We start from the raw sequence: 17951 nt of genomic DNA on the forward strand, positions 1-17951 counted from the left end.
CGCCCATGCAGGTTGTCTACGTGCACAAGGACATCAGCGAGTACGAGGAGAAGGTCGTCGGCAAGCTCTCCGCCCGCGTGGCTGCCTGCGTAGGCGGCGGCATCGCGGCCAGCGTGGCGGCCGCCGCCTTCGCGCACCTGGTCGTTGGGGTGGAGGTGGCCGATGCAACCATGCCCGTGATGATGTGCTCGATGCCGTTCTGGCTGGCGGCCTTCTGGCGGCCCAAGGGCATGAAGCCCGAGGAGTTCGTCCCGCTGGCATACCGGCATTGGGCCGAGGACGGCGTCGTCACCTACGAGCCTGGGTTCTCCCTGGCCGCGGACGCATGGCCCGACGAGAAGCGCAGGAGATTCAACGATCGGAACAGGCTGGCCAAGGGCTGGCGGAAGGGAGGGGAGCGCTATGAGCCCTCGAAAGGCCGGTAAGGAGGACGTCGCCGCCGCCAAGCGGGCCGTCAAGGACGCCAAGGCCGCGGCGAAGGCCGCCGACAAGGAGGCCAAGGCGGCCGCAAAGCGCGCCAGGAAAAGCAAGAGGGCTGCGGCGAGGCCCGGGCATCAGGGCGGCAGGTACGTCCCGATCGAGAAGCGGCTCAGGAACCAGCAGCGCGAGCGCGCCGCCGGCGAGGCCGCGGCCGAGAGGGCCCGCCGCGCAGCCAAGGATGTCTACAGGCTCATCGGCTTCGACGCCCTGTACGCCGACGGCATCGCGCAGGTGGAGCCGGGGCTGTTCAGCCAGACGGTCAGCTTCGGCGACATCAGCTACCAGAGCATGGGAGACGAGTCGCAGAAGTCGGTGTGCCGCCAGATGCGCAAGCTCTACGACGGCCTGACGCCGGACGTGGGGTTGCAGCTTGTGCTGTTCAACCGCCCGCTCACCAAGGGCGAGATGTCGAACCGCAGGTTCTTCGGCCGCGTGGAGGGGCCCGCCGCTCCCTACGCCGCCGAGTACAGCCGCATCCTCAACGACAAGATGGCCGAGGGCGTGTCCAACATCATGCGCGAGCGCTACCTGACGTTCTCCGTCTCCGCCGACACGGTGGAGGAGTCCGTTCCTAAGCTGGCGCGCCTGCGCTCCATGGCGGACGGCGTGCTTTCGGGCATGCGCAGCGGCACCCGCGTGCTGCGGGGAGAGGAGCGCCTGCAGCTGATACGGTCGATGACGCGGCCGGGGCGCGAGCGCGCCGAGTTCGACTACGACGACCTGGGCGTCACCCGCGGAATCACGGCAAAGGACCTGGCGTGCCCCGACACCATGGAGTTCAAGCCCGGCGGGTCCGCCAGCTGCTTCACCAGCGACGGCGTATGGTGCCAGGTGCTGGCGTTCCGCAGCTTCGAGAGCAACCTGACCGACCGCTGCCTGGCGGACATGGTGGACCTCCCCATGCCGCTGGCGATCAGCTTCCATGTGAGGGCCATGAACCCGCGCTGGTCCAAGGACTACGTCCGCCGCCGCTTGAAGTGGATCGACAAGGAGATGTCCGAGGACCAGATGGACGCCGTGAGCAAGGGCTACGACTTCAACCTCATCCCCAGCGAGCTGAAGTTCACCCGTGAGGAGGCCCAGGACGTCTACGAGTGCCTGAAGGGCGACAGCCAGCGGATGTTCCGCTACACGGGGCTGGTGTTCACCTACGCCCCCACCCGCGAGGAGCTGGACGAGCAGGCGATGCACCTGATATCGGTGGCGCAGGCGCAGGGCATAGAGCTCGCGAACCTGGACTACCGGCAGCGCGAGGGGCTGAACTCCGTGCTGCCGCTGGGACGCAACCACGTGAAGGTGGGGCGCTTGATGCTCACCGACGAGATAGCCATCCAGTCCCCCTTCGCCACCTTGGAGCTGAACGACTTCGGGGGCGGCTACTACGGGCAGAACAAGGGCAGCCGCAACCTGGTGATGCTCAACCGCAAGGGCCTGGCCAGCCGAAACGGCATCATAAGCGGCATGCCGGGCAGCGGCAAGTCCTTCGGCGCCAAGCGTGAGATGACCAACACGGCGCTGCTCTATCCCGAGGACGACGTCGTCATCATCGACCCCGCCGGCGAGTTCGGCCTGTTGACCGAGGCCCTCGGCGGCCGCAACGTGGCGTTCGGCCCGGACTCCGAGACGTACCTGAACCCGCTCGACCTAAGCGACGTCTCCGAGCTTTTGGAGACAACCCAGCTGGCCTACAAGATCGAGGCGGTGCTAGCGCTGTCCGCCGCGTCCATGGCGGAGGGCAACGAGGGCCTCTCGGACGTTGAGCGCTCGATCATCAGCCGCTGCGTGGAGAAGGCGTACCTGACCTGCGGCAGGAGCGGAACCGTCCCACAACTGCAGGACCTCTACGACATTCTGAGGCAGCAGCCGGAGCCCGAGGCCGAGATCGTCGCGCTGCGGTTCGAGCGATACGTCTCCGGGGCGCTCTCCATCTTCAACCACCAGAGCAACGTCGCCTTCGACAGGCGCATCACCTGCGTGGGGCTCAAGGACCTGCCCGACAACATGCGCGCTTTCGGCATCATCGCGGTGCTGGAGGCGGTGCGCAACCGCATGTACGCGAACTTCGAGCGCGGCGTGACGACCTGGCTCTACATCGACGAGGTCCAGAGCCTCTTCGGGCACCCTGCCACCATCAGCTACTTCAGCCGGTTCTGGGCGGAGGGGCGCAAGTTCAACCTGATCTGCACCGGCATCACCCAGAACTGCACCTACCTGCTGAGCCACAAGGACGGCCGCAACCTGATTCTGAACTCCGACTTCCTCATGCTGCACAGGCAGTCGTTCGCTGACAAGGCCAAGTGGTCGGAGCTGCTGAACCTCTCGGAGCAGGAGGAGGGCTACATCGACGAGTCGGTCAACCCCGGCGACGGCCTGCTCATAGCGGGCGGGTCCCGCGTGCCCATCGTGGACGACTTCCCCAAGGGCGCGCTCTACGACCTGTTCAACACCAAGCCCGACGAGATTGCCGAGCGCAAGCGCGCCGCCTACTTCGCCAAGCGCGCGGCAGGGTCCGCGGCCGGCGCCGACGAGGCCGAGGCGGCGGGCGATGTCGGGTAGGGGGTCCGGCGCCCGCAGGCAGGGCTTCGCCAGCGCGGAGTCGGTGGAGGCCGGCAACGCCAGATTCGAGAGCAGGGGCGGCGGCTCGTTCAAGGGGCCCGACCAAGGCTCCTTCGCCGAGGGCGGCAAGAGCGACGTTTGCGGAGCGGCCGATGGCGCCCCCGACGCCGCCGTGGCCAAAGGCGGGTTCGCCGGCAGGGCCGGGAGCGCCATCGCGGCCGGCTTCGTCGGGGAGCTTGACGACAGCGACGAGCTCTCCGGGTCCGAAGGCGCCTACCGCGCAGGAAGGGCGGCTGCGGACATCCGGAAGCGGCGCAGGGCAAGGCTCGAGTCCGACCCGTTCGCCCCTGTGGAGGATACCGCCAACGCCGATGCCGTCGCGGCAAAGGAGGCGAAGCGCGCCGCCGGGGAAGTCAGGGCCGTTGCCGGGCCGGGCGGTTCCGCAGAAAGCGCGCCCCGCTCGAAATCCCTGCTGGCAAGGGCCAGGGAAGGCCTTGGCGGCAAGGCCGCCCGCCGATCTGCCGCCACCGGCGGAAAGGCTGCCGGCGGCAGCTCCCTGGGCGAGGCCCGGGCCGCGTCCAACTATGCCAGGTCGCGCGCCGCCCTGCAGGCCGCCGAGGCGGGGCCCGCCGCAGCGAAGGCCGGATTCGGCGGAAGGCTCGCGGCGGCCGTCTCGACCGCTGCGCCCGTTCTGGGCGGGGTCCTGGCGGGCGTCACCGCCTTCGTAGCAGCGAGCCTCATCCTCTCGACGCTCCTGGGCGCAATCGCCGGCTTCTGGCAAGACGAGCAGGACAAGGCCATGATCGAGGGCCTTCCCGGCTTCATCACCTACGACATGGTGCTCGAGGCGCTGGAGTGCCAGGAGGAGTACGGGCATCCCGCAGGCTGCACCATCGCGCAGGTCATCTGCGAGAGCGGCCAGGGCGACGCCATGAGCCAGCTGGCCACCAGGGACCACAACCTCTTCGGCATCAAGTGGGCATCGAGCTTCGCCAGCTGCCCGGAGGTCGCCGGCAAGGCGAGCTGGGCCACCCACGAGGAGGTGGGCGGCCAGGTCGTCACGGTCATGGCCGACTTCACCGTGTTCAAGAGCGACGCGGACTGCATCAGGTTCAGGAGCAGGGTTCTCCTGCAGAACAGCCGCTATGCGGACAACGCGTTCATCAAGGAGGCCATCGCCGACCATGACTCGGACAAGATGGCCGAGGGCCTGAAGGACGCGGGCTACGCCACGAGCTCGGAGTACGTGGAGAGCCTGAAGTCGGTCATGAGGACCTACAACCTGTACCGTTTCGACGGCATGGGCGTCGACGACTTCGAGAAGGGCGCGGCCGGCGGCGACGCCATCGTGCAGGCTGCCTACAGCCAGCTGGGCGTGCCCTATGTCTGGGGCGGTTCGACGCCCGGCGTGGGGTTGGACTGCAGCGGCCTCACCCAGTACTGCTACCGGCAGGCGGGCATAAGCATCAGCCATTACACGGAAGACCAGCTCAAGGAGCTCACCGTCGTACCGCTGTCGCAGGCGCGGCCGGGCGACATCCTCTACAAGTACGGCCACGTGGCCATCTACGTGGGAGGCGACGAGTACATACACGAACCGCGCACGGGCGACGTGTGCAGGAAGGCGACGGGGATCTCGTACTTCACCTGCGCCCTCCGATACACCGGATAAGGAGATTTCGAAATGGAGAAGAAGACGAAGGCATTGGCCGCCATCGCGGCGGGCGCGCTGGCCATCGGGATCGCGCTGTCGGTCGCGAGCTGCGCCCTGCGCTCGGCGGGGACGGACCAGCAGACCGTGCAGGAGGAGGCGCCCGCCGAGGAGGCCGCTCAAGGCCAGGGCGCCGAGGCGCCCGCGGCGCTCACGTCCTACGAGCTCGCCTGCTCCAAGGGCTGGAAGAGCGACGCGGGCTCGCTGCAGATGTCCAAGGGCATGGTCATCGAGAAGGGGGCGGACGGCAAGATCCACGTGCTGACCGTTTCCGAGGTGGAGGAGGCGGACGCCGGCAAGCAGGCCGTGTTCACGGTCGCCGGCACCGACGAGGATTCGCAGGACAGCGTCATCTGGACGCTGATTTTCGACCGGTCCGGCGGCGCGGCAACCATGTCCAGCGACGACTTCAAGGTGAGCAAGAAGTATTCGGAGGACGTTGCCGAGGGCTCCGTATCCGTCAGCGGGATGGACGAGGCATACATAGGCCTCGTCGGCGGCGACGCGGAGCCGCTGCGCAAGGCCCTGGCGGCCTACATGGCCAAGAATGTGCCCCAGGCGGCGTCGGCCTCCTTCGACGGCGAGGCGTCCGTCGACTTCAACGCCAAGACCGTCTCGGCGTCGTTCCATGCCGATGACCCCGCGAGGACCGTCCTCGTGGTGGCGTACGCCGACGGCAAGTTCACCGTGTCGGGCTAGGGGGTCGCTTTGCTTGAGAGAATCGGACGGGCGACGCCGGCGCAGCGGAGATTCCTGCTCTCGCTCGCGGGCAGCGCGCTCTTCTGCGCGGCGATGCTCTGGCTGCCGCAGCCTGCGCACGCCGACATCGCCGACACCGTCAACTCGTGGCTTTGCGGCATGCTGCGGGACTTCTGCAACTGGATCTTCGGAGCCCAAGTGGACGTGCTCAGGTCCATCGGCGCCGAGGGCGTGCTCTCCGCCAGCTTCGAGACCATGCTGGGCGGCTCCGGCACCGTGAGCATGTACGACATCGTTCACGGCGTGTGGGAGAGCGCCATCCTGCCAATCGGCTGCGGGGTGCTCTCCTTCGTGTTCACCGTGCAGCTCATCAAGATCAGCCAGCGCATGGACGGCAGCTCCAGCATGCCGGCGGTGAAGGAGGTCGTCTTCCTGCTGGTGTTCTTCGCCGTGTTCCTGTTCCTGGTGCAGCACTCCTTCGAGCTCATGCAGGCGCTCTACGAGGTGACGCGCATCGCCATCCAGCGGGTGACGGACCTCTTCGGCAACGGCGCGGAGCTCGACATGGGCAAGGTGTCCATCACCACCACCGACGACGATGTGCCGGCGCTTTTGGGCATGGCGGTGGTGGCGCTGGTCAGCTGGGTCGTGGTGCTGGTGGCCTATATCGTGGCGCTTGTGGTGAGCTGGGCCCGCGCCATCCAACTCTACCTGATGGCGGCGTTCAGCCCCATACCGTTGAGCCTCATGGGCCTGGAGGACACCAGGCAGATCGGCATCGGGTATCTGCGCAGCTTCGCCAGCGTGTGCCTGGCGGGCGTCATCATCCTCGTGATTCTCGTAAGCTTCCCCGTGGTGCTGGGCGGGCTCGATGCCGTGAACGCCGGCACGGGCACGCCGATGGACAGCGTCGTCGGAGGCCTGAGCTATGCGCTGCAGTACCTGGCCGTCTGCGTCCTGCTGATACTCAGCCTGGTGAAGAGCGGGGCCTGGGCCCGCGACGTCATGGGCGGATAGGGGTGGGGCGCGAGGCTTCGAAAGGCCCGACCACACGGAGAAGCCAAGGGCGGCACGGACTCCCGTGCCGCCCTTTTTCGGCGCGCCTTGTCCAAACCGCTGCCTTTCCCGGCTTGGGGTAGGGCGGCGCGCCCGCGGACCTTTTCCGGGAAGGAGGGCTTTCTGCCTGCGAGCGCGCCGCCCGTCCGACGAGGCGGGCCGCACGGCCCGCCCGAACCGTTTTTGAAAGGAAGGGCGCATGCCTAACGAGAGCAAGAGCGTCTACGTGACGCTCCACAAGAACTTCGTGAGGGAGGGAATCCCCTACACGGACCGCGAGACGGGCGAACAACGCACGTTCAACTCGGCAACCATGCCCAGGGGCACGTCGATCGACGGCCGGGACGTGAGCTTCTTCGAGTTCTCCCCGCTGTACGTGAACGAGTCGCGCAAGGGGGAGGACTATCGCGACATCCCGTTGCTGAAGGGCCGCGAGGTGTGGCTGCAGAAGACCGTTCTCGGCGAGGACGGGAAGCCGGTGCTGGACGCCGATGGCGGCAAGGTGCGCGAGACGGTCAAGGTCATGCCGGAGCAGGTTCGCTTCGCCTTGGACCAGCAGCGGCAGGATTACCTCGCCTCCTTGAAGCAGCGAAGCCTCCACGACCGGGCCGATGCGGCCACCCGCAGCGCGCTCGGCCGCGCGCAGGATGACCAGCCGCGTCGGCAGGGCCTGGCGCACGACGACATCCCGTTCTAAGGAGGCGGCCATGACAGCGAGAGCAACAGAGACCGCCGCCTTGTCGAAGATCGTTCGAGTCATGATGAGCGTGGCTCTGCTCATCGGTATGTGCGCATCGGCGCCCATGCAGGCGCAGGCCTCCGAGTCCGTCGAGGTGACCGTCGGCGACGACGTCCCCTACGCCGGCTACTTCACGACGCGCATGTGGGCCGACGGCGAGGTGGCCTACTGCGCCGAACCCGCGGCGGGCACGCCCGCGCCGGGGATCTACTCTAAGTCGGACATCTCCGACGGCGACCTGGCCGCCGCGATGTGGTTCAGCTACGGCGCGCCGGGCTTCGACGAGTCCGTGTTCCCGGAAAGGTGGTACGACGGCACGGGTTGGAGCGAGGACAAATACCTGGTGGCGAGCCACGTGCTGCTGTCGTTCGCCTACCAGGGCTCGCGCGGCGAGGCGGCCTATGGGACCAACGCGCAGTTCGAGAAGTGGGCCAAGGACGAGCTCCTCGGCGACACCTGGTCCAAGGTGAAGAACCGCGCGGACGAGGTGTCCACGGGCTTCGAGGCCTTCTCGGTGAAGACCGGCTCTGCGACGCAGGTGCTTGTGAGCTTCACCTGGAAGAAGGGAGGCCTCAAGGTCGCTAAGGAAGATTCGCAGGCAGGCAGCGCGCCCCAGGGCGACGCCAACCTCGCCGGAGCGAGGTTCGACATCGTCAACGCCTCCGGGAAGAACGCGCTGGTCGGCGGGAGGTCCTACGGCGACGGCGAGGTCGTGAAAACCATCGAGGCCGAGTGGGACGCTGCGGCGAAGGCGTACGTGGCCGCCACCGGGTCGGGCGACCTGCCGTGCGGCGCCTACAAGGTCGTCGAGTCGCAGGCCCCCGAGGGGTACCTCGCCTCGGATTGGTCGAAGACGGCAAAGATTAGGGAGAACGGCGAGGTTGTCGACCTGACGGGCGGCGCCTGCAAGGACGACGTCGCCCGCGGCGGTGTGCAGGTCACGAAGTCCGACAGTGAGCTCGGCAAGTCCGAGGCCCTGGGCGGCGACTCCCACGGTGCGCCGGGCTGTGGCTCCACGCTCGCCGACATTGAGTTCACCATAACCAACGAGTCGGCGTCCAAGGTGCTGGTCAGCGGCGAGTGGTTCGAGCCTGGCGAGACGGTGGCCACCGTGACCACGGCGTGGAACGAGGAGGCGGGCGCCTATACCGCGCAGACCGCCGCCGACGCGCTGCCCTACGGCACCTACGCTATCCAGGAGACCAAGAGCAACGACTCTTACCTGCTGACTGACGGAGCCGCCAAGACGTTCCAGATTTGCGAGAACGGCGCCATCGTAAAAGCCTCCTCGGGAGGCGCCGCGCTCGAGTTCTTCGACCAGGTCGTCCGCAACGACCTCGAGATAGCGAAGATGGCCGAGGACACCAACGAGTCCCTGCAGGTCGCCTTCAAGGTTACCAACGAGGCGACAGGGGAAGCCCATGTGGTCGTCACCGACGGCAACGGCAACGTCTCCACGGCATCCTCCTGGAACAAGCACAGCGCCAACACCAACGGCAACGACCGGCTGCTGGACGTTGGAGCGGTCAACGCCTCGGACATGGATTCCAAGGCGGGCGTGTGGTTCTCCCTCGGCGAGGACGGCTCCGTCGCCGAAGTCGACGACGGTCTGGCGGCGCTGCCCTTCGGCAGGTACACGCTCGAGGAGCTGCGCAGCGACTCCAACGAGGGCTACGACCTGATCAAGAAGGCGTTCGTCATCGAGCGCGACTCCTCCGTCGCCAAGGCGGTGTGGATGAGCCTCGATGACAAGGAGGGGCCCAAGGTCCAGACCGAGGCCACGGACGCGTCCGACGGCGACCATGTGGCTCAAGCCTCTGGCGAAGTCACCCTGTCAGACACCGTGTATTACGAGAACCTCAAGACCGACGGCACCGAATACACCGTCACGGGCACCCTTATGCTCAAGTCCACCGGCGAGGCGCTCGTCGGCGTCGACGGCAACCCCGTGACCGCGAGCAAGACCTTCAGGCCCAAGCAGCGCGCCGGCGAGGTGGAGCTTCAGTTCGCCTTCGACGGGAGCCTGCTGGCGGGCGAGGACGTCGTGGCCTTCGAATCCCTGACGTCGGGCGGCGTGGAGGTGGCGGCCCATGCCGACATCGACGATGAGGGGCAGACCGTTCGCCTCGTGGGCATCGGCACCACGGCGACCGACAAAGCGGACGGCGACAAACTCGTCACCGGTGCCGAAATCACCATCGTCGACGAGGTCGCATACGAGGGGCTGACCCCCGGCGTCGAGTACACGCTCGAGGCCGCGCTGATGGATGCCGAGGCCGGCGGTCCCGTGACCGTCGATGGCAAGCAGGTTGCCGGAACCGCAACGTTCGCCCCCGACGAAGCCGATGGCGTCCAGGCGGTGGAGCTCGCCTTCGACGGCACCGGCTTGGGCGGTAAGAGCGTCGTGGTGTTCGAGAAGCTCTTCGCCGCCGGCGTGCAGCTCGCAGCACACGAGGACCTTTCCGACGAGGGGCAAACCGTCACCGTCGTCGAGATAGGCACGAAGCTCACCGACGCCGAAGACGGCGACCAAATCGTCGCCAGCGGCAAGGTCAAGCTCGTCGACACCGTGGAGTACAAGGGTCTCGTTCCTGGCGAAGCCTACACCGCAAACGGTACGCTCGTCGACAAGTCGACCGGCGAGACGCTGGTCGACGCCGGCGGCAACCCCGTGACCGCCACCGCCGAGTTCGCCCCCGAGGCGGCCGAGGGCGTTGTGGAGGTCGCCTTCGAGTTCGACGCGTCCCATCTCGAGGAGGGAGCGGCCCTCGTGGCCTTCGAGCGCTGCCTCGATGCCAAGGGCAACGTCGTCGCCGTCCACGAGGACGTCGACGACGAAGGCCAGACGGTAGTGGTCGACAACCCCGACACCCCCGAAGTTCCCGATGCGCCAGGCGAGAAGCTGGACAAGACCGGCGTGGACCTCATGCCCTATATACTGGGCGCCGGTATGGCCCTCGCGGCGGCATTGGCGCTCGCTGCATACGGTCTGCAGAGGCGCAACCCCGACGATCCCGACCCCGACGACCTCGGGCGCGGAGAGGAAGCGGCGGAGCACGAGGCCTAAGGCCGACGCTCGCCCGAAAGCAGGAAGGCGGCCTCGGGCCGCCTTCCTTGCGGATATGGAGGAAACCATGGAAGGAACCACCCGAAAACCCGGCGTCGAGGACGTCGCGGGGGCGTTGGATAAGACAGGAAGCGGCGGCAAGCGCTCCGATGGCGGGCATCGATGAAGGGCAAGGCCAAGTCGCGCATCGCCCTCGTCCTCGCCGCGGCGCTCGGCTTGGGGGCCGTGGGCGCACTGTCGTCCATGGCTTGGCTGACCGAGAGGGCGACCAACTTCGACCCCGATCCGAGCGGGGTCGCGGCAATTGGCGCCGAAGACGAGGCGGCCGGCGAAAACGACGGCTCCGGGGGCGTCGACTGGGGCTACTGGCAGAGCGTCAACCCAGACATCATCGGATGGGTGACCGTGCCGGGTACCGGCATCGACTACCCGATCGTCCAGGCCCATGAGGGCGACCCCGACCACTACCTCCGCTACGACGCGTACGGCGGCTGGAACTACCACGGCGTGCCCTACCTGCACTGGAAGTGCGCGGATGATGGCCTGCTGGGCGCCGGCAACGCCCTGGTGTTCGGCCACCACCTCGACGACGGCACGATGTTCTCCGCGTTGGCGAGGTTCTCGGGCGCCGGTTACGCGGAGGGGCATTCCCCGATTCTCCTGCGAACTCCGGAAGGTGACGCCAGGCTGAGGGTGCTTGCGGTCGACGTCGTCGATGCCAGCCGCGAGGGCGCCAAGGTGGAGTTCGCCGACGACGCCGAGCATGCGCAATGGCTTGCCCGGGTCGTGGCCGACGCCGACCTGAGCCTCGTCGGAGAGGGCTTCGACTGCTCGTCCGTGAAAAGCGTCGTCACCCTATGCACCTGCAGCTACAACCGCTGGGGCAACGAGCGCACGTTGGTGATATGCGCCGTCGACGCGTTCGGGTGATGCAGGGGCGGGCGCGTTCGGCGCCGATGCGCGCCCGTCGCACGAAGCGCGGCGCGCATGCGATGTGAATCATGGAAGTCTGCACGGGAAAGGCGAGATCGATGGCAAAAGGCAAGGCAAGAGGCGGCGCCGAGGCCGCAGCGAAGCGCGACGAGGAGCTCAGGCAAACCATGGAGCGCCTCGAGGAGGGCGTGAGGGGCGTCTTCGAGTCGGCAAGGTATCGCCGCTACCTTGCCGTCATGTCGCGATTCCACAGCTACAGCGCCAACAACTGCCTGCTCATCGCGATGCAACGCCCGGACGCGACGCTGGTAGCGGGCTATCGGGCCTGGCAAGACAAGTTCGGCAGGCAGGTGAGGAAGGGCGAGCGCGGCATGAGGATTCTCAGCCCGGTCGTGGTCAAGGCGAAAGGGGAGGGCGACGACGTCGGCGAAGCGCGCGACGGCAGCGCCGGGGATGGACCCAGGCGCAGGCTCGCAGGCTTCCGCCTGGCCACCGTGTTCGACGTGAGCCAGACCGAGGGAAGGGAGCTGCCCACCTTGGGGGTCGACGAGCTGACGGGCGGCGTCGCCCGATACGAGGCCGCCATGCGCGCCGTCTCGGAGATCAGCAGGTACCCCGTTTCGTTCGAGGATGTCCCGGGCGGCGCGAAGGGATTCTTCTCGAGGTCCGAGCCCAAGCGCATCGTGATCCAGAAGGGCATGTCCCAAGCGCAGACCCTCAAGACCGCCATCCATGAGCTTGCCCACAGCGTCATGCACGATTTCGAGCCGAAGGGGGAGGGGGCCGCCTTGCCGGGCCGCGCGACCCGCGAGGTCCAGGCCGAGAGCGTCGCCTTCGTCGTCTCGAGCTGGCTTGGGCTCGACACCGGCGACTACAGCTTCGGGTACGTGGCCGGGTGGAGCGAGGACAAGAACCTCTCCGAGCTGAGGGCCTCGCTCGACGAGATACGCGGCGCGGCCCATGGCATCATCGGCGGCATGGAGCAGAAGATGGCCGAGAACCGTGAAACAGAAGGGCTCGAGCGCGTTCGCGCCATCGAGCACGAGCCTGACGCAGCCTGCAGGAGCCTGTCCGAGCGCGCGGCCATCGCCAGGAGGGCGTCCGCCCGCGACGACCGCGCGCCGCGCCTCCCCGACAGGTCCGATAGGTGAGCGCCGGGGCGCTGCATCGCGATGATGCGCGTCCTTGATTTTGCCCTATAAGCCTGATTTTGGGCAAAAAAATAGGGCAGTTTGGCTTTCACCATCCCACCCCTAAAACCCGAAGGTTTTGCGATCTACCGTAAGTCTAGCAATCCAAGGCTCTTTGTCAAGGATCTTATGAAGTTTATCGCGGCTGCCGCTGTCGCGTCCGGGCCTGTTTTTGGCAAAAGGTCGCCGGCTCCCTCGACCGCGTTAAAGAAGCTCCTGAGCTTCTCCGCGTCTCTCTTTCTGGCTGAGCAGCTAGGGACGTCTTGCGCGTAGCGCACCAAGGTGATGGCGATCTCCTGCGCGGCGGCGTTGCGAAGCCATTTCTGTCTCGTCGGCTTGGACAGCCCCAGCTTCGCTACGGCTTCCAAGGTCTTCCTCGACGTGGTGCGCCGGGAGTTCGCGCCCTCAGCGAACGTGTTTATGATGCACGAGCCGTGGGCTGCGCAGTTCCTCACCGACTTTACCTTCTTTAGGTCGTAGTGGGATTGCTCGAAGTCCTTGTCGTCCCACCGTGCGCCGCAGAATCGGATGAAGTCGACGAGCGTGCCGAACGGCACCAGCTCGAGGAAAACCCAAGACGGCATGCGCTTCTCGTATTTCTCGTAAACGGCTTTGGTGTACTTGTTTCTGCCGTTCCTCTCGAGCTCGGCTTCGCGGTAGCTCCTGCTTTTCGGAGTGAGCGAGGCCATGTAGTCGGCGACGATGGCGTACCCGTCTTCGTCGTTGCGTTCGGAGATGTTGCGCTTCAAGTCGACCTTGCAGGAGTGCTCGATGTGCCTCGTCATAACGAACAAGACCTCGCGAAGCATCTCGTCCAGTTCAGCGAAGATGACCAGTTGGGCGAAGTCGAGGTTGGCGTACTCTCCGTTGCGCTTCCCGCCTTGGCGCTTGGCGAACAGCTTTCTGTAGGACGTAAGCTCATAGAAGTCGCACTCGTCCGAGAGATAGGCTGCCGCCCTCTCTTTGCTATATCTATCGAATGTGACGCCCTTTGCCTCCAGATGGGCTATCTGCTGGGCAATGGTGAGCTTTGGCTTGCCGTGGTATCCATTGCCGCTTTCGCTCGTCTGCTCGGGCTTGCCATTCATTTTGCCCCCTGCTTGTCATTGGCCTCTTATATTTTGATTATATCTGCGAATCGCGGCCTTCTGGCCGGCGCGGCCTCACATGAACCATCTGAACACGGCTCGGAAGAGCCATGCGAGGAACGCCCCTGTGGCGACGATGACCCGTCTAATCCATTTCATCGAAACCTCCCTTCCCGCAACCTGCGTCGCCTGCCTGGGCCATCTCCTCGTCTTCGGCCTCCCTGAAGGCGGCTACCGGGTAGCCGAACAGCGGGCAGATCTCGGCCTCGTCGCTGGCGAGCTCGGGGCGGGCGCGTTCCAGGTACCCGAACAGCGCGACGGCCTTGGCGTTGGCGCCGGCGCCCATGGGCCCCGAGTACCACTTCATGCACGCCAGCTCGAACCTGGCGGCGTCCACCAGGCATCCGCCCTGGGACCAGGCCAAGAGCCGGCCGTCTAGGGAAACGCTCTCGACGTCCGGCGCCTCGCTGGAGTCGACGAGCTTGAGCCTGGGCCCGCGGATTCGGTCGGCGTTCGCCGACGCCCCGTCGTCGCTCGGCGCCGATTCCTCCATGTGATGCTCGTAGACGACCAGGTGCTGCCCGCCTTCGCCCCCCTCCCAGACGACGGCGAACTCCGTGAGGATGTTCGCCCTGCCGAACACTGCGCCGCCGGTGAGGCTGTTGCTGTCGAAGCACTCGTGGTGGCCGTCCGTGTACGTCACCTCTAGAATCATCTCGCTCTCCTGTTCCTGTCGTTTCGCTGCTGCTCCTGCTGGATTTGCCGCTGGCGCGCCGCCTGCTCGCCTGCGCGGGCGGAGGCGTCGGCGTGCTGCCTTTGCCGGGCGTGCTGGTCCATGGCGGTCCGGGGCCTTGCACTGGCCGCTTCGGGCAGCAGCCTCAGCTCCCTGGCGGTCTCCTTTGCGAGGCGCAGCTCGTTTGCCGCCTTGTCGTCGCCCCTGCGCCCCATGGTCGCGATGCGGCTGCCGAAGTCGGCCATGCAGCGGATGCCGTACCTCGAGCAGAGCTCGAGCGCCGCCGCCATGCTCTCCAGCTGCGCGTAGTCCCTCACCTCGACCGCCTTCGCCGCGATGGCCGCGATTTGGCCGGGGTCGATCGCCGCGTTGCCCTTCAGGGCGCCTTCGACGGCCTTGCGCCCGTAGGCGAGGCCGAGGTTCTCCCCGCGGATTCTTTTCGATGGGTCTTCCGCCAATGAGTAGAGCCAATCCGCGCGACCGCTTCTTCTTGAGGCTTCGCTGACGTCGACGCCCATCACGCCGAGGGTCTGCAGGTATTCGCCCGGCGTCTCTGCCGTCCTCTTGGCGATCGTCACGCGATTGCGGATGTCGGCCACCCACGAGTAGCCGCCCTTCCCGGCTATCTCGCGCTCGGCCCTCCTGACGTAGACGGCCTGCCTGGTCTTCGGGGCAGCCCTGCTCTTCGCGGCCGACCGCCGCTTCTCTTCATTTGAGACGTCGACGAAGAAGCTCAGCCCGCGTTCTTCGGCGAGCCGTTGGATCGAGGCCTGCATCTGCCGCGGGTCGGGGTTCTGGAATCGGTTGCCCGTGGCGAGGTTGGTGTTGTTGACTACGACGTGGGCGTGCATGACCTCGTTGGCGTTGTCGTCGTGGAACACGGCGGCGCACTCGTAGTCGTCCCAGTTCTCGCGGACCCAGGCCCTCGTCAGCTCCCGCAGCTGCGCGAGCGTCACCTTGTCCTTCGGGTCGGGGGAGACGATGAAGTGCATGTAGGTCCGCGCGCGCTTGCCGCGCCATGGGGTGTCGTTGCCGTTGGCGATGCGGGTGAGGTCCATCTCGGCCGCCCAGTCGACGTCCTGCTTCAGCTCGGGGTCGAGGCCCGCGTCGCGGTCCTCGTCCCACGAGAGGTTGTACAGGTCGACGGCCAAGGCGCGGCCGTCCTTCTGGAGGTAGTCGGAGACGCCGCGGGCGCTGGTGTGCCCGGCTATGGGCTTTATGACGGGCATGCTAGTCACCGCTTACGCTCGTGGAGCCGGCTATATCCGCCAGCACGTATTCGATGACCTGGCGGCCCCGCTCGACCTCCGCAAGCTTTTCCTCCGCATCGGAGAGCATCTCGCCGAAGGCCCGGTACTCGGGCGGGCTGCCGCGCCGGATAAACAGCGCGATGGTGTTCAGGGCGCGCACCGCCTGGTTATAGTGCCGGCCCCACCGGATGAGCTCTGAGAGCATCTTGGCCATGGTCCGGTTGTCGATGACGTAGACGGCGCCTTTGCCGGAGGCGCTGGCCGGGATCCTGATGAGGGTCCGCAGGTATTCGGAGCGGGCCATGCCGGCGCGCTGCGCCGATGCGGCGAGCCGGTCGAGGTCGTCGGAGGTCATGCGGCAGCTGACCATCTCGGGGTAGTCCATGGACTTGCCTCCCTTCGTCGGTTGCGTGTTTCCAGGGGCGCGGGGGATCCCCCGCACGAGGGCGGCCGGCGCGCGGTCTCGGCGCGCCGTGCCACCCGCTGCGGCTGCGGCCCCGGCGGAATGCCGCGGGCGGGGAGGAGGTCGGAGACGCCGCCGCGGCGCTCCGCCGGAACCGCCGCCGCAAGCGCTATCCCGTATTCGTGATACGGGATAGGTAGCTTGCTAGCCCAAGGGGCCGGAACTCAGATTCCGGCCATTTACCAGCGGGCTCAAAATGAGCCCGTGGCTCCGGTCCGTCTGCGGGCTCATTTTGAGCCCGCAGACTCGGCACCGCCGCGGGATCGATCTGAGCCCGCGATCGCGCGCAGGTCGCGCACGCAGCGCTCGATCTCGTCGAGCTGGGAGGCGTCGACGGCAGCGCTCCCGTCGGCTGCGCCCGTCGCTTTTCGCAGGGTCTTGAGGGCCTTGTCGACGAGCTTGCCGACCGCCTCTGCCCCGGGCCCGCCGGCTTCGCGGATCAGCTTGGAGGTGTCCGCCTTGCCGGCGTTCGCGGAGGACTTCTCCTTGTAGAGCCTCGCCTGGGCATCAGGGTCCATGGCGGCGAGCGTGGCGATGTCGGTGTCCGAGAGGTTTCCCTCAATCGCCTCGGACCTCCAGTCCTCGGTGAGGCCCTGCTCGACCCTTCGCGCGGTCTGCTCCTGGCGCTTTATGGTGGCGGGGCTGACGTTGCGGCCCGTCTGGTTGCGGATGATCGCCGCCTTGAGCTCCGCGGTGCGGACTCCCTTCAGCTCCGGGTTCTCGGCGCGCATCCGCTCCACCTGGATGCCGAGCGCCTGCGTGGCCTTGGCCCGCTCGATGACGTTGAGCTCTCGGGTGAAGTAGTTCGCGGTGTGCAGGAGGGTGACCGCCTGGTCGTCGCTGACGCCCTCGACGATGCGGCAGGGCATGCGCCCGAACGCGGGGTCGTCCTTGGCAAGCAGCGCGTAGGCCGCCTTACGCCTGTGGCCCGACAGCATCTGGAAGCCGCCGTCCGGCTTTCGGCGGACCATGGGGATGTCCGTTAGGCCGTCCTTCCTGATGGATTCCGCGAGGCTTTTTATGCCGTCCTCGTCCATGGAGTAGGCGACGTTCGCCGGATGGTCCTCGATGGCCGCCACCTCGATCTCCTCGACGGGGAACCTCTGCTTCGCCTGCCTGTCCTCGTCGAGCACGCCCGCCAGGCTGAAGCGCTTGGCGATGTCGTCTACTCGTCCCATAGCCCAAGCTCCCTTCCCAGGTTCTCGTAGTCGACGGCGGCGCGGTTGCCGGGCATGAACTCCACGATGGGCTTCCATTCCCAGCTGCCCTCCTTCACCTTGGCGGACTCGTGGATCACGGTGCGGAACTGCTGGTCGGGGAAGAAGCGGTCGAGGATCGCCTCGCCCACGGCCTCGGCGTTGGTCATCCTTCCGGGCGCGCAGGTCCGCAGGATCCTCCAGCTGGGCACGGGCAGGCGCAGCTTGGTGGCCACGAGCCGCAGCGAGTCCACTACCGAGGCCGTTCCGCGCATGACGGTGGAGTCCAGCTTCACGGGGATGACGACGTCGCCGCGCCCGCTTGTGGCCACGTAGGCGCAGGGCACCAGCTGCTTTGCGCTGGGGGCGGTGTCGATGATCGCGACGTCGTATTCGCCCGCCACGTCGTCCAGCGCGAAGCGCAGCGACTGCTCGGCAAGCAGCAGCTCGTTCTGGTTGATGAGCGCCAGCGTTGCCGGGATGACGCGCAGGTTGTCGGTTCCGCTGTCGTAGGCCATCTCGTCGGCGGTCATGCCCTCGTAGAGCAGCCCGATGACGTTGGCGCCGTCCTCCGCCTGCTCGTAGAGGCCGAAGTAGTCCGTCGCCGATGCCTGGGGGTCCAGGTCGATAAACAGCGTCCTCTTGCCGTGCCGCGCGCAGAGCGTGGCCAGGTTGACGGCGGTCGTGGTCTTGCCCACGCCGCCCTTGAAATTGCTTACGGTGATGACTCTCACGGTCTTCCTCCTCCTTGGTCGGTTTCGCGCCCGCTGTGATACGGGTCGGATGCTAG

Annotated in this window: 15 protein-coding genes; 9 read left to right on the forward strand and 6 right to left on the reverse strand. The window is 66.8% G+C overall.

The window, feature by feature from the left end; all coding sequences use genetic code 11:
* Positions 1-5 precede the first annotated feature (5 nt).
* From RDW26_RS00995 to RDW26_RS01035, 9 genes are all read left to right on the forward strand, one after another.
* Entirely contained in the window at positions 6-425 is a 420-nt protein-coding gene (locus tag RDW26_RS00995) for a PrgI family protein (protein WP_302936566.1), read from the forward strand.
* The gene (locus RDW26_RS01000; protein ID WP_307982158.1) at positions 403-3036 is read left to right on the forward strand and encodes a VirB4-like conjugal transfer ATPase, CD1110 family; all 2634 of its coding nucleotides are present in this window, start codon (positions 403-405) and stop codon (positions 3034-3036) included. Before RDW26_RS00995 ends, RDW26_RS01000 begins: the two co-directional genes overlap by 23 nt.
* Positions 3026-4708 (forward strand): glucosaminidase domain-containing protein, encoded by a 1683-nt coding sequence (locus RDW26_RS01005; RefSeq protein ID WP_307982159.1) that lies wholly within the window; start codon positions 3026-3028, stop codon positions 4706-4708. Before RDW26_RS01000 ends, RDW26_RS01005 begins: the two co-directional genes overlap by 11 nt.
* Before the next feature lie 12 nt (positions 4709-4720).
* Positions 4721-5446, forward strand: coding sequence for a hypothetical protein (locus RDW26_RS01010; RefSeq protein WP_114516474.1), 726 nt, complete (start codon positions 4721-4723; stop codon positions 5444-5446).
* A 9-nt stretch (positions 5447-5455) separates the two neighbouring features.
* The gene (locus RDW26_RS01015; protein ID WP_307982160.1) at positions 5456-6463 is read left to right on the forward strand and encodes a conjugal transfer protein TrbL; all 1008 of its coding nucleotides are present in this window, start codon (positions 5456-5458) and stop codon (positions 6461-6463) included.
* Between the two features lie 238 nt (positions 6464-6701).
* Positions 6702-7199, forward strand: a complete 498-nt coding sequence (locus tag RDW26_RS01020; RefSeq protein ID WP_114513229.1) for a DNA gyrase — start codon at positions 6702-6704, stop codon at positions 7197-7199.
* Positions 7200-7209: 10 nt separating this feature from the next.
* Positions 7210-10308, forward strand: a complete 3099-nt coding sequence (locus tag RDW26_RS01025) for a VaFE repeat-containing surface-anchored protein (RefSeq protein ID WP_307982161.1) — start codon at positions 7210-7212, stop codon at positions 10306-10308.
* A 162-nt stretch (positions 10309-10470) separates the two neighbouring features.
* On the forward strand, positions 10471-11238 hold the full coding sequence (locus RDW26_RS01030) for a class B sortase (RefSeq protein WP_114556989.1): 768 nt from the start codon (positions 10471-10473) through the stop codon (positions 11236-11238).
* Positions 11239-11339: 101 nt separating this feature from the next.
* Positions 11340-12392: an ArdC-like ssDNA-binding domain-containing protein gene (locus tag RDW26_RS01035; RefSeq protein ID WP_307982162.1), complete on the forward strand. Its 1053-nt coding sequence runs from the start codon at positions 11340-11342 to the stop codon at positions 12390-12392.
* Between the two features lie 125 nt (positions 12393-12517).
* Here the strand turns inward: RDW26_RS01035 and RDW26_RS01040 are convergent, their stop codons facing one another.
* The 6 genes from RDW26_RS01040 to RDW26_RS01065 form a co-directional block, all read right to left on the reverse strand.
* The gene (locus RDW26_RS01040; RefSeq protein WP_307982163.1) at positions 12518-13519 is read right to left on the reverse strand and encodes an Abi family protein; all 1002 of its coding nucleotides are present in this window, start codon (positions 13517-13519) and stop codon (positions 12518-12520) included.
* Between the two features lie 145 nt (positions 13520-13664).
* Positions 13665-14234, reverse strand: coding sequence for a hypothetical protein (locus RDW26_RS01045; protein WP_307982164.1), 570 nt, complete (start codon positions 14232-14234; stop codon positions 13665-13667).
* On the reverse strand, positions 14231-15481 hold the full coding sequence (locus RDW26_RS01050; protein WP_307982192.1) for a relaxase/mobilization nuclease domain-containing protein: 1251 nt from the start codon (positions 15479-15481) through the stop codon (positions 14231-14233). The genes RDW26_RS01045 and RDW26_RS01050 overlap by 4 nt, the downstream gene beginning before the upstream one ends.
* Before the next feature lies 1 nt (position 15482).
* On the reverse strand, positions 15483-15887 hold the full coding sequence (locus RDW26_RS01055; RefSeq protein ID WP_307982165.1) for a hypothetical protein: 405 nt from the start codon (positions 15885-15887) through the stop codon (positions 15483-15485).
* 305 nt (positions 15888-16192) lie between these two features.
* The gene (locus RDW26_RS01060) at positions 16193-17143 is read right to left on the reverse strand and encodes a ParB N-terminal domain-containing protein (RefSeq protein WP_307982166.1); all 951 of its coding nucleotides are present in this window, start codon (positions 17141-17143) and stop codon (positions 16193-16195) included.
* Positions 17131-17895, reverse strand: a complete 765-nt coding sequence (locus RDW26_RS01065; RefSeq protein ID WP_307982167.1) for a ParA family protein — start codon at positions 17893-17895, stop codon at positions 17131-17133. The genes RDW26_RS01060 and RDW26_RS01065 overlap by 13 nt, the downstream gene beginning before the upstream one ends.
* Positions 17896-17951: the final 56 nt, after the last annotated feature.

The organism is uncultured Senegalimassilia sp. (assembly GCF_902464545.1).
Lineage (GTDB): Bacteria > Actinomycetota > Coriobacteriia > Coriobacteriales > Eggerthellaceae > Senegalimassilia.

What these genes read in the sequence shown, in the direction of transcription:
- RDW26_RS01000 (WP_307982158.1), top strand. Translation starts at nt 403, where the DNA reads ATGAGCCCTCGAAAGGCCGGTAAGGAGGACGTCGCCGCCGCCAAGCGG.
- RDW26_RS01005 (WP_307982159.1), top strand. Translation starts at nt 3,026, where the DNA reads ATGTCGGGTAGGGGGTCCGGCGCCCGCAGGCAGGGCTTCGCCAGCGCG.
- RDW26_RS01045 (WP_307982164.1), bottom strand. Translation starts at nt 14,234, where the DNA reads ATGATTCTAGAGGTGACGTACACGGACGGCCACCACGAGTGCTTCGAC.
- RDW26_RS01010 (WP_114516474.1), top strand. Translation starts at nt 4,721, where the DNA reads ATGGAGAAGAAGACGAAGGCATTGGCCGCCATCGCGGCGGGCGCGCTG.
- RDW26_RS01050 (WP_307982192.1), bottom strand. Translation starts at nt 15,481, where the DNA reads ATGCCCGTCATAAAGCCCATAGCCGGGCACACCAGCGCCCGCGGCGTC.
- RDW26_RS00995 (WP_302936566.1), top strand. Translation starts at nt 6, where the DNA reads ATGCAGGTTGTCTACGTGCACAAGGACATCAGCGAGTACGAGGAGAAG.
- RDW26_RS01020 (WP_114513229.1), top strand. Translation starts at nt 6,702, where the DNA reads ATGCCTAACGAGAGCAAGAGCGTCTACGTGACGCTCCACAAGAACTTC.
- RDW26_RS01060 (WP_307982166.1), bottom strand. Translation starts at nt 17,143, where the DNA reads ATGGGACGAGTAGACGACATCGCCAAGCGCTTCAGCCTGGCGGGCGTG.
- RDW26_RS01035 (WP_307982162.1), top strand. Translation starts at nt 11,340, where the DNA reads ATGGCAAAAGGCAAGGCAAGAGGCGGCGCCGAGGCCGCAGCGAAGCGC.
- RDW26_RS01055 (WP_307982165.1), bottom strand. Translation starts at nt 15,887, where the DNA reads ATGGACTACCCCGAGATGGTCAGCTGCCGCATGACCTCCGACGACCTC.
- RDW26_RS01040 (WP_307982163.1), bottom strand. Translation starts at nt 13,519, where the DNA reads ATGAATGGCAAGCCCGAGCAGACGAGCGAAAGCGGCAATGGATACCAC.
- RDW26_RS01030 (WP_114556989.1), top strand. Translation starts at nt 10,471, where the DNA reads ATGAAGGGCAAGGCCAAGTCGCGCATCGCCCTCGTCCTCGCCGCGGCG.
- RDW26_RS01025 (WP_307982161.1), top strand. Translation starts at nt 7,210, where the DNA reads ATGACAGCGAGAGCAACAGAGACCGCCGCCTTGTCGAAGATCGTTCGA.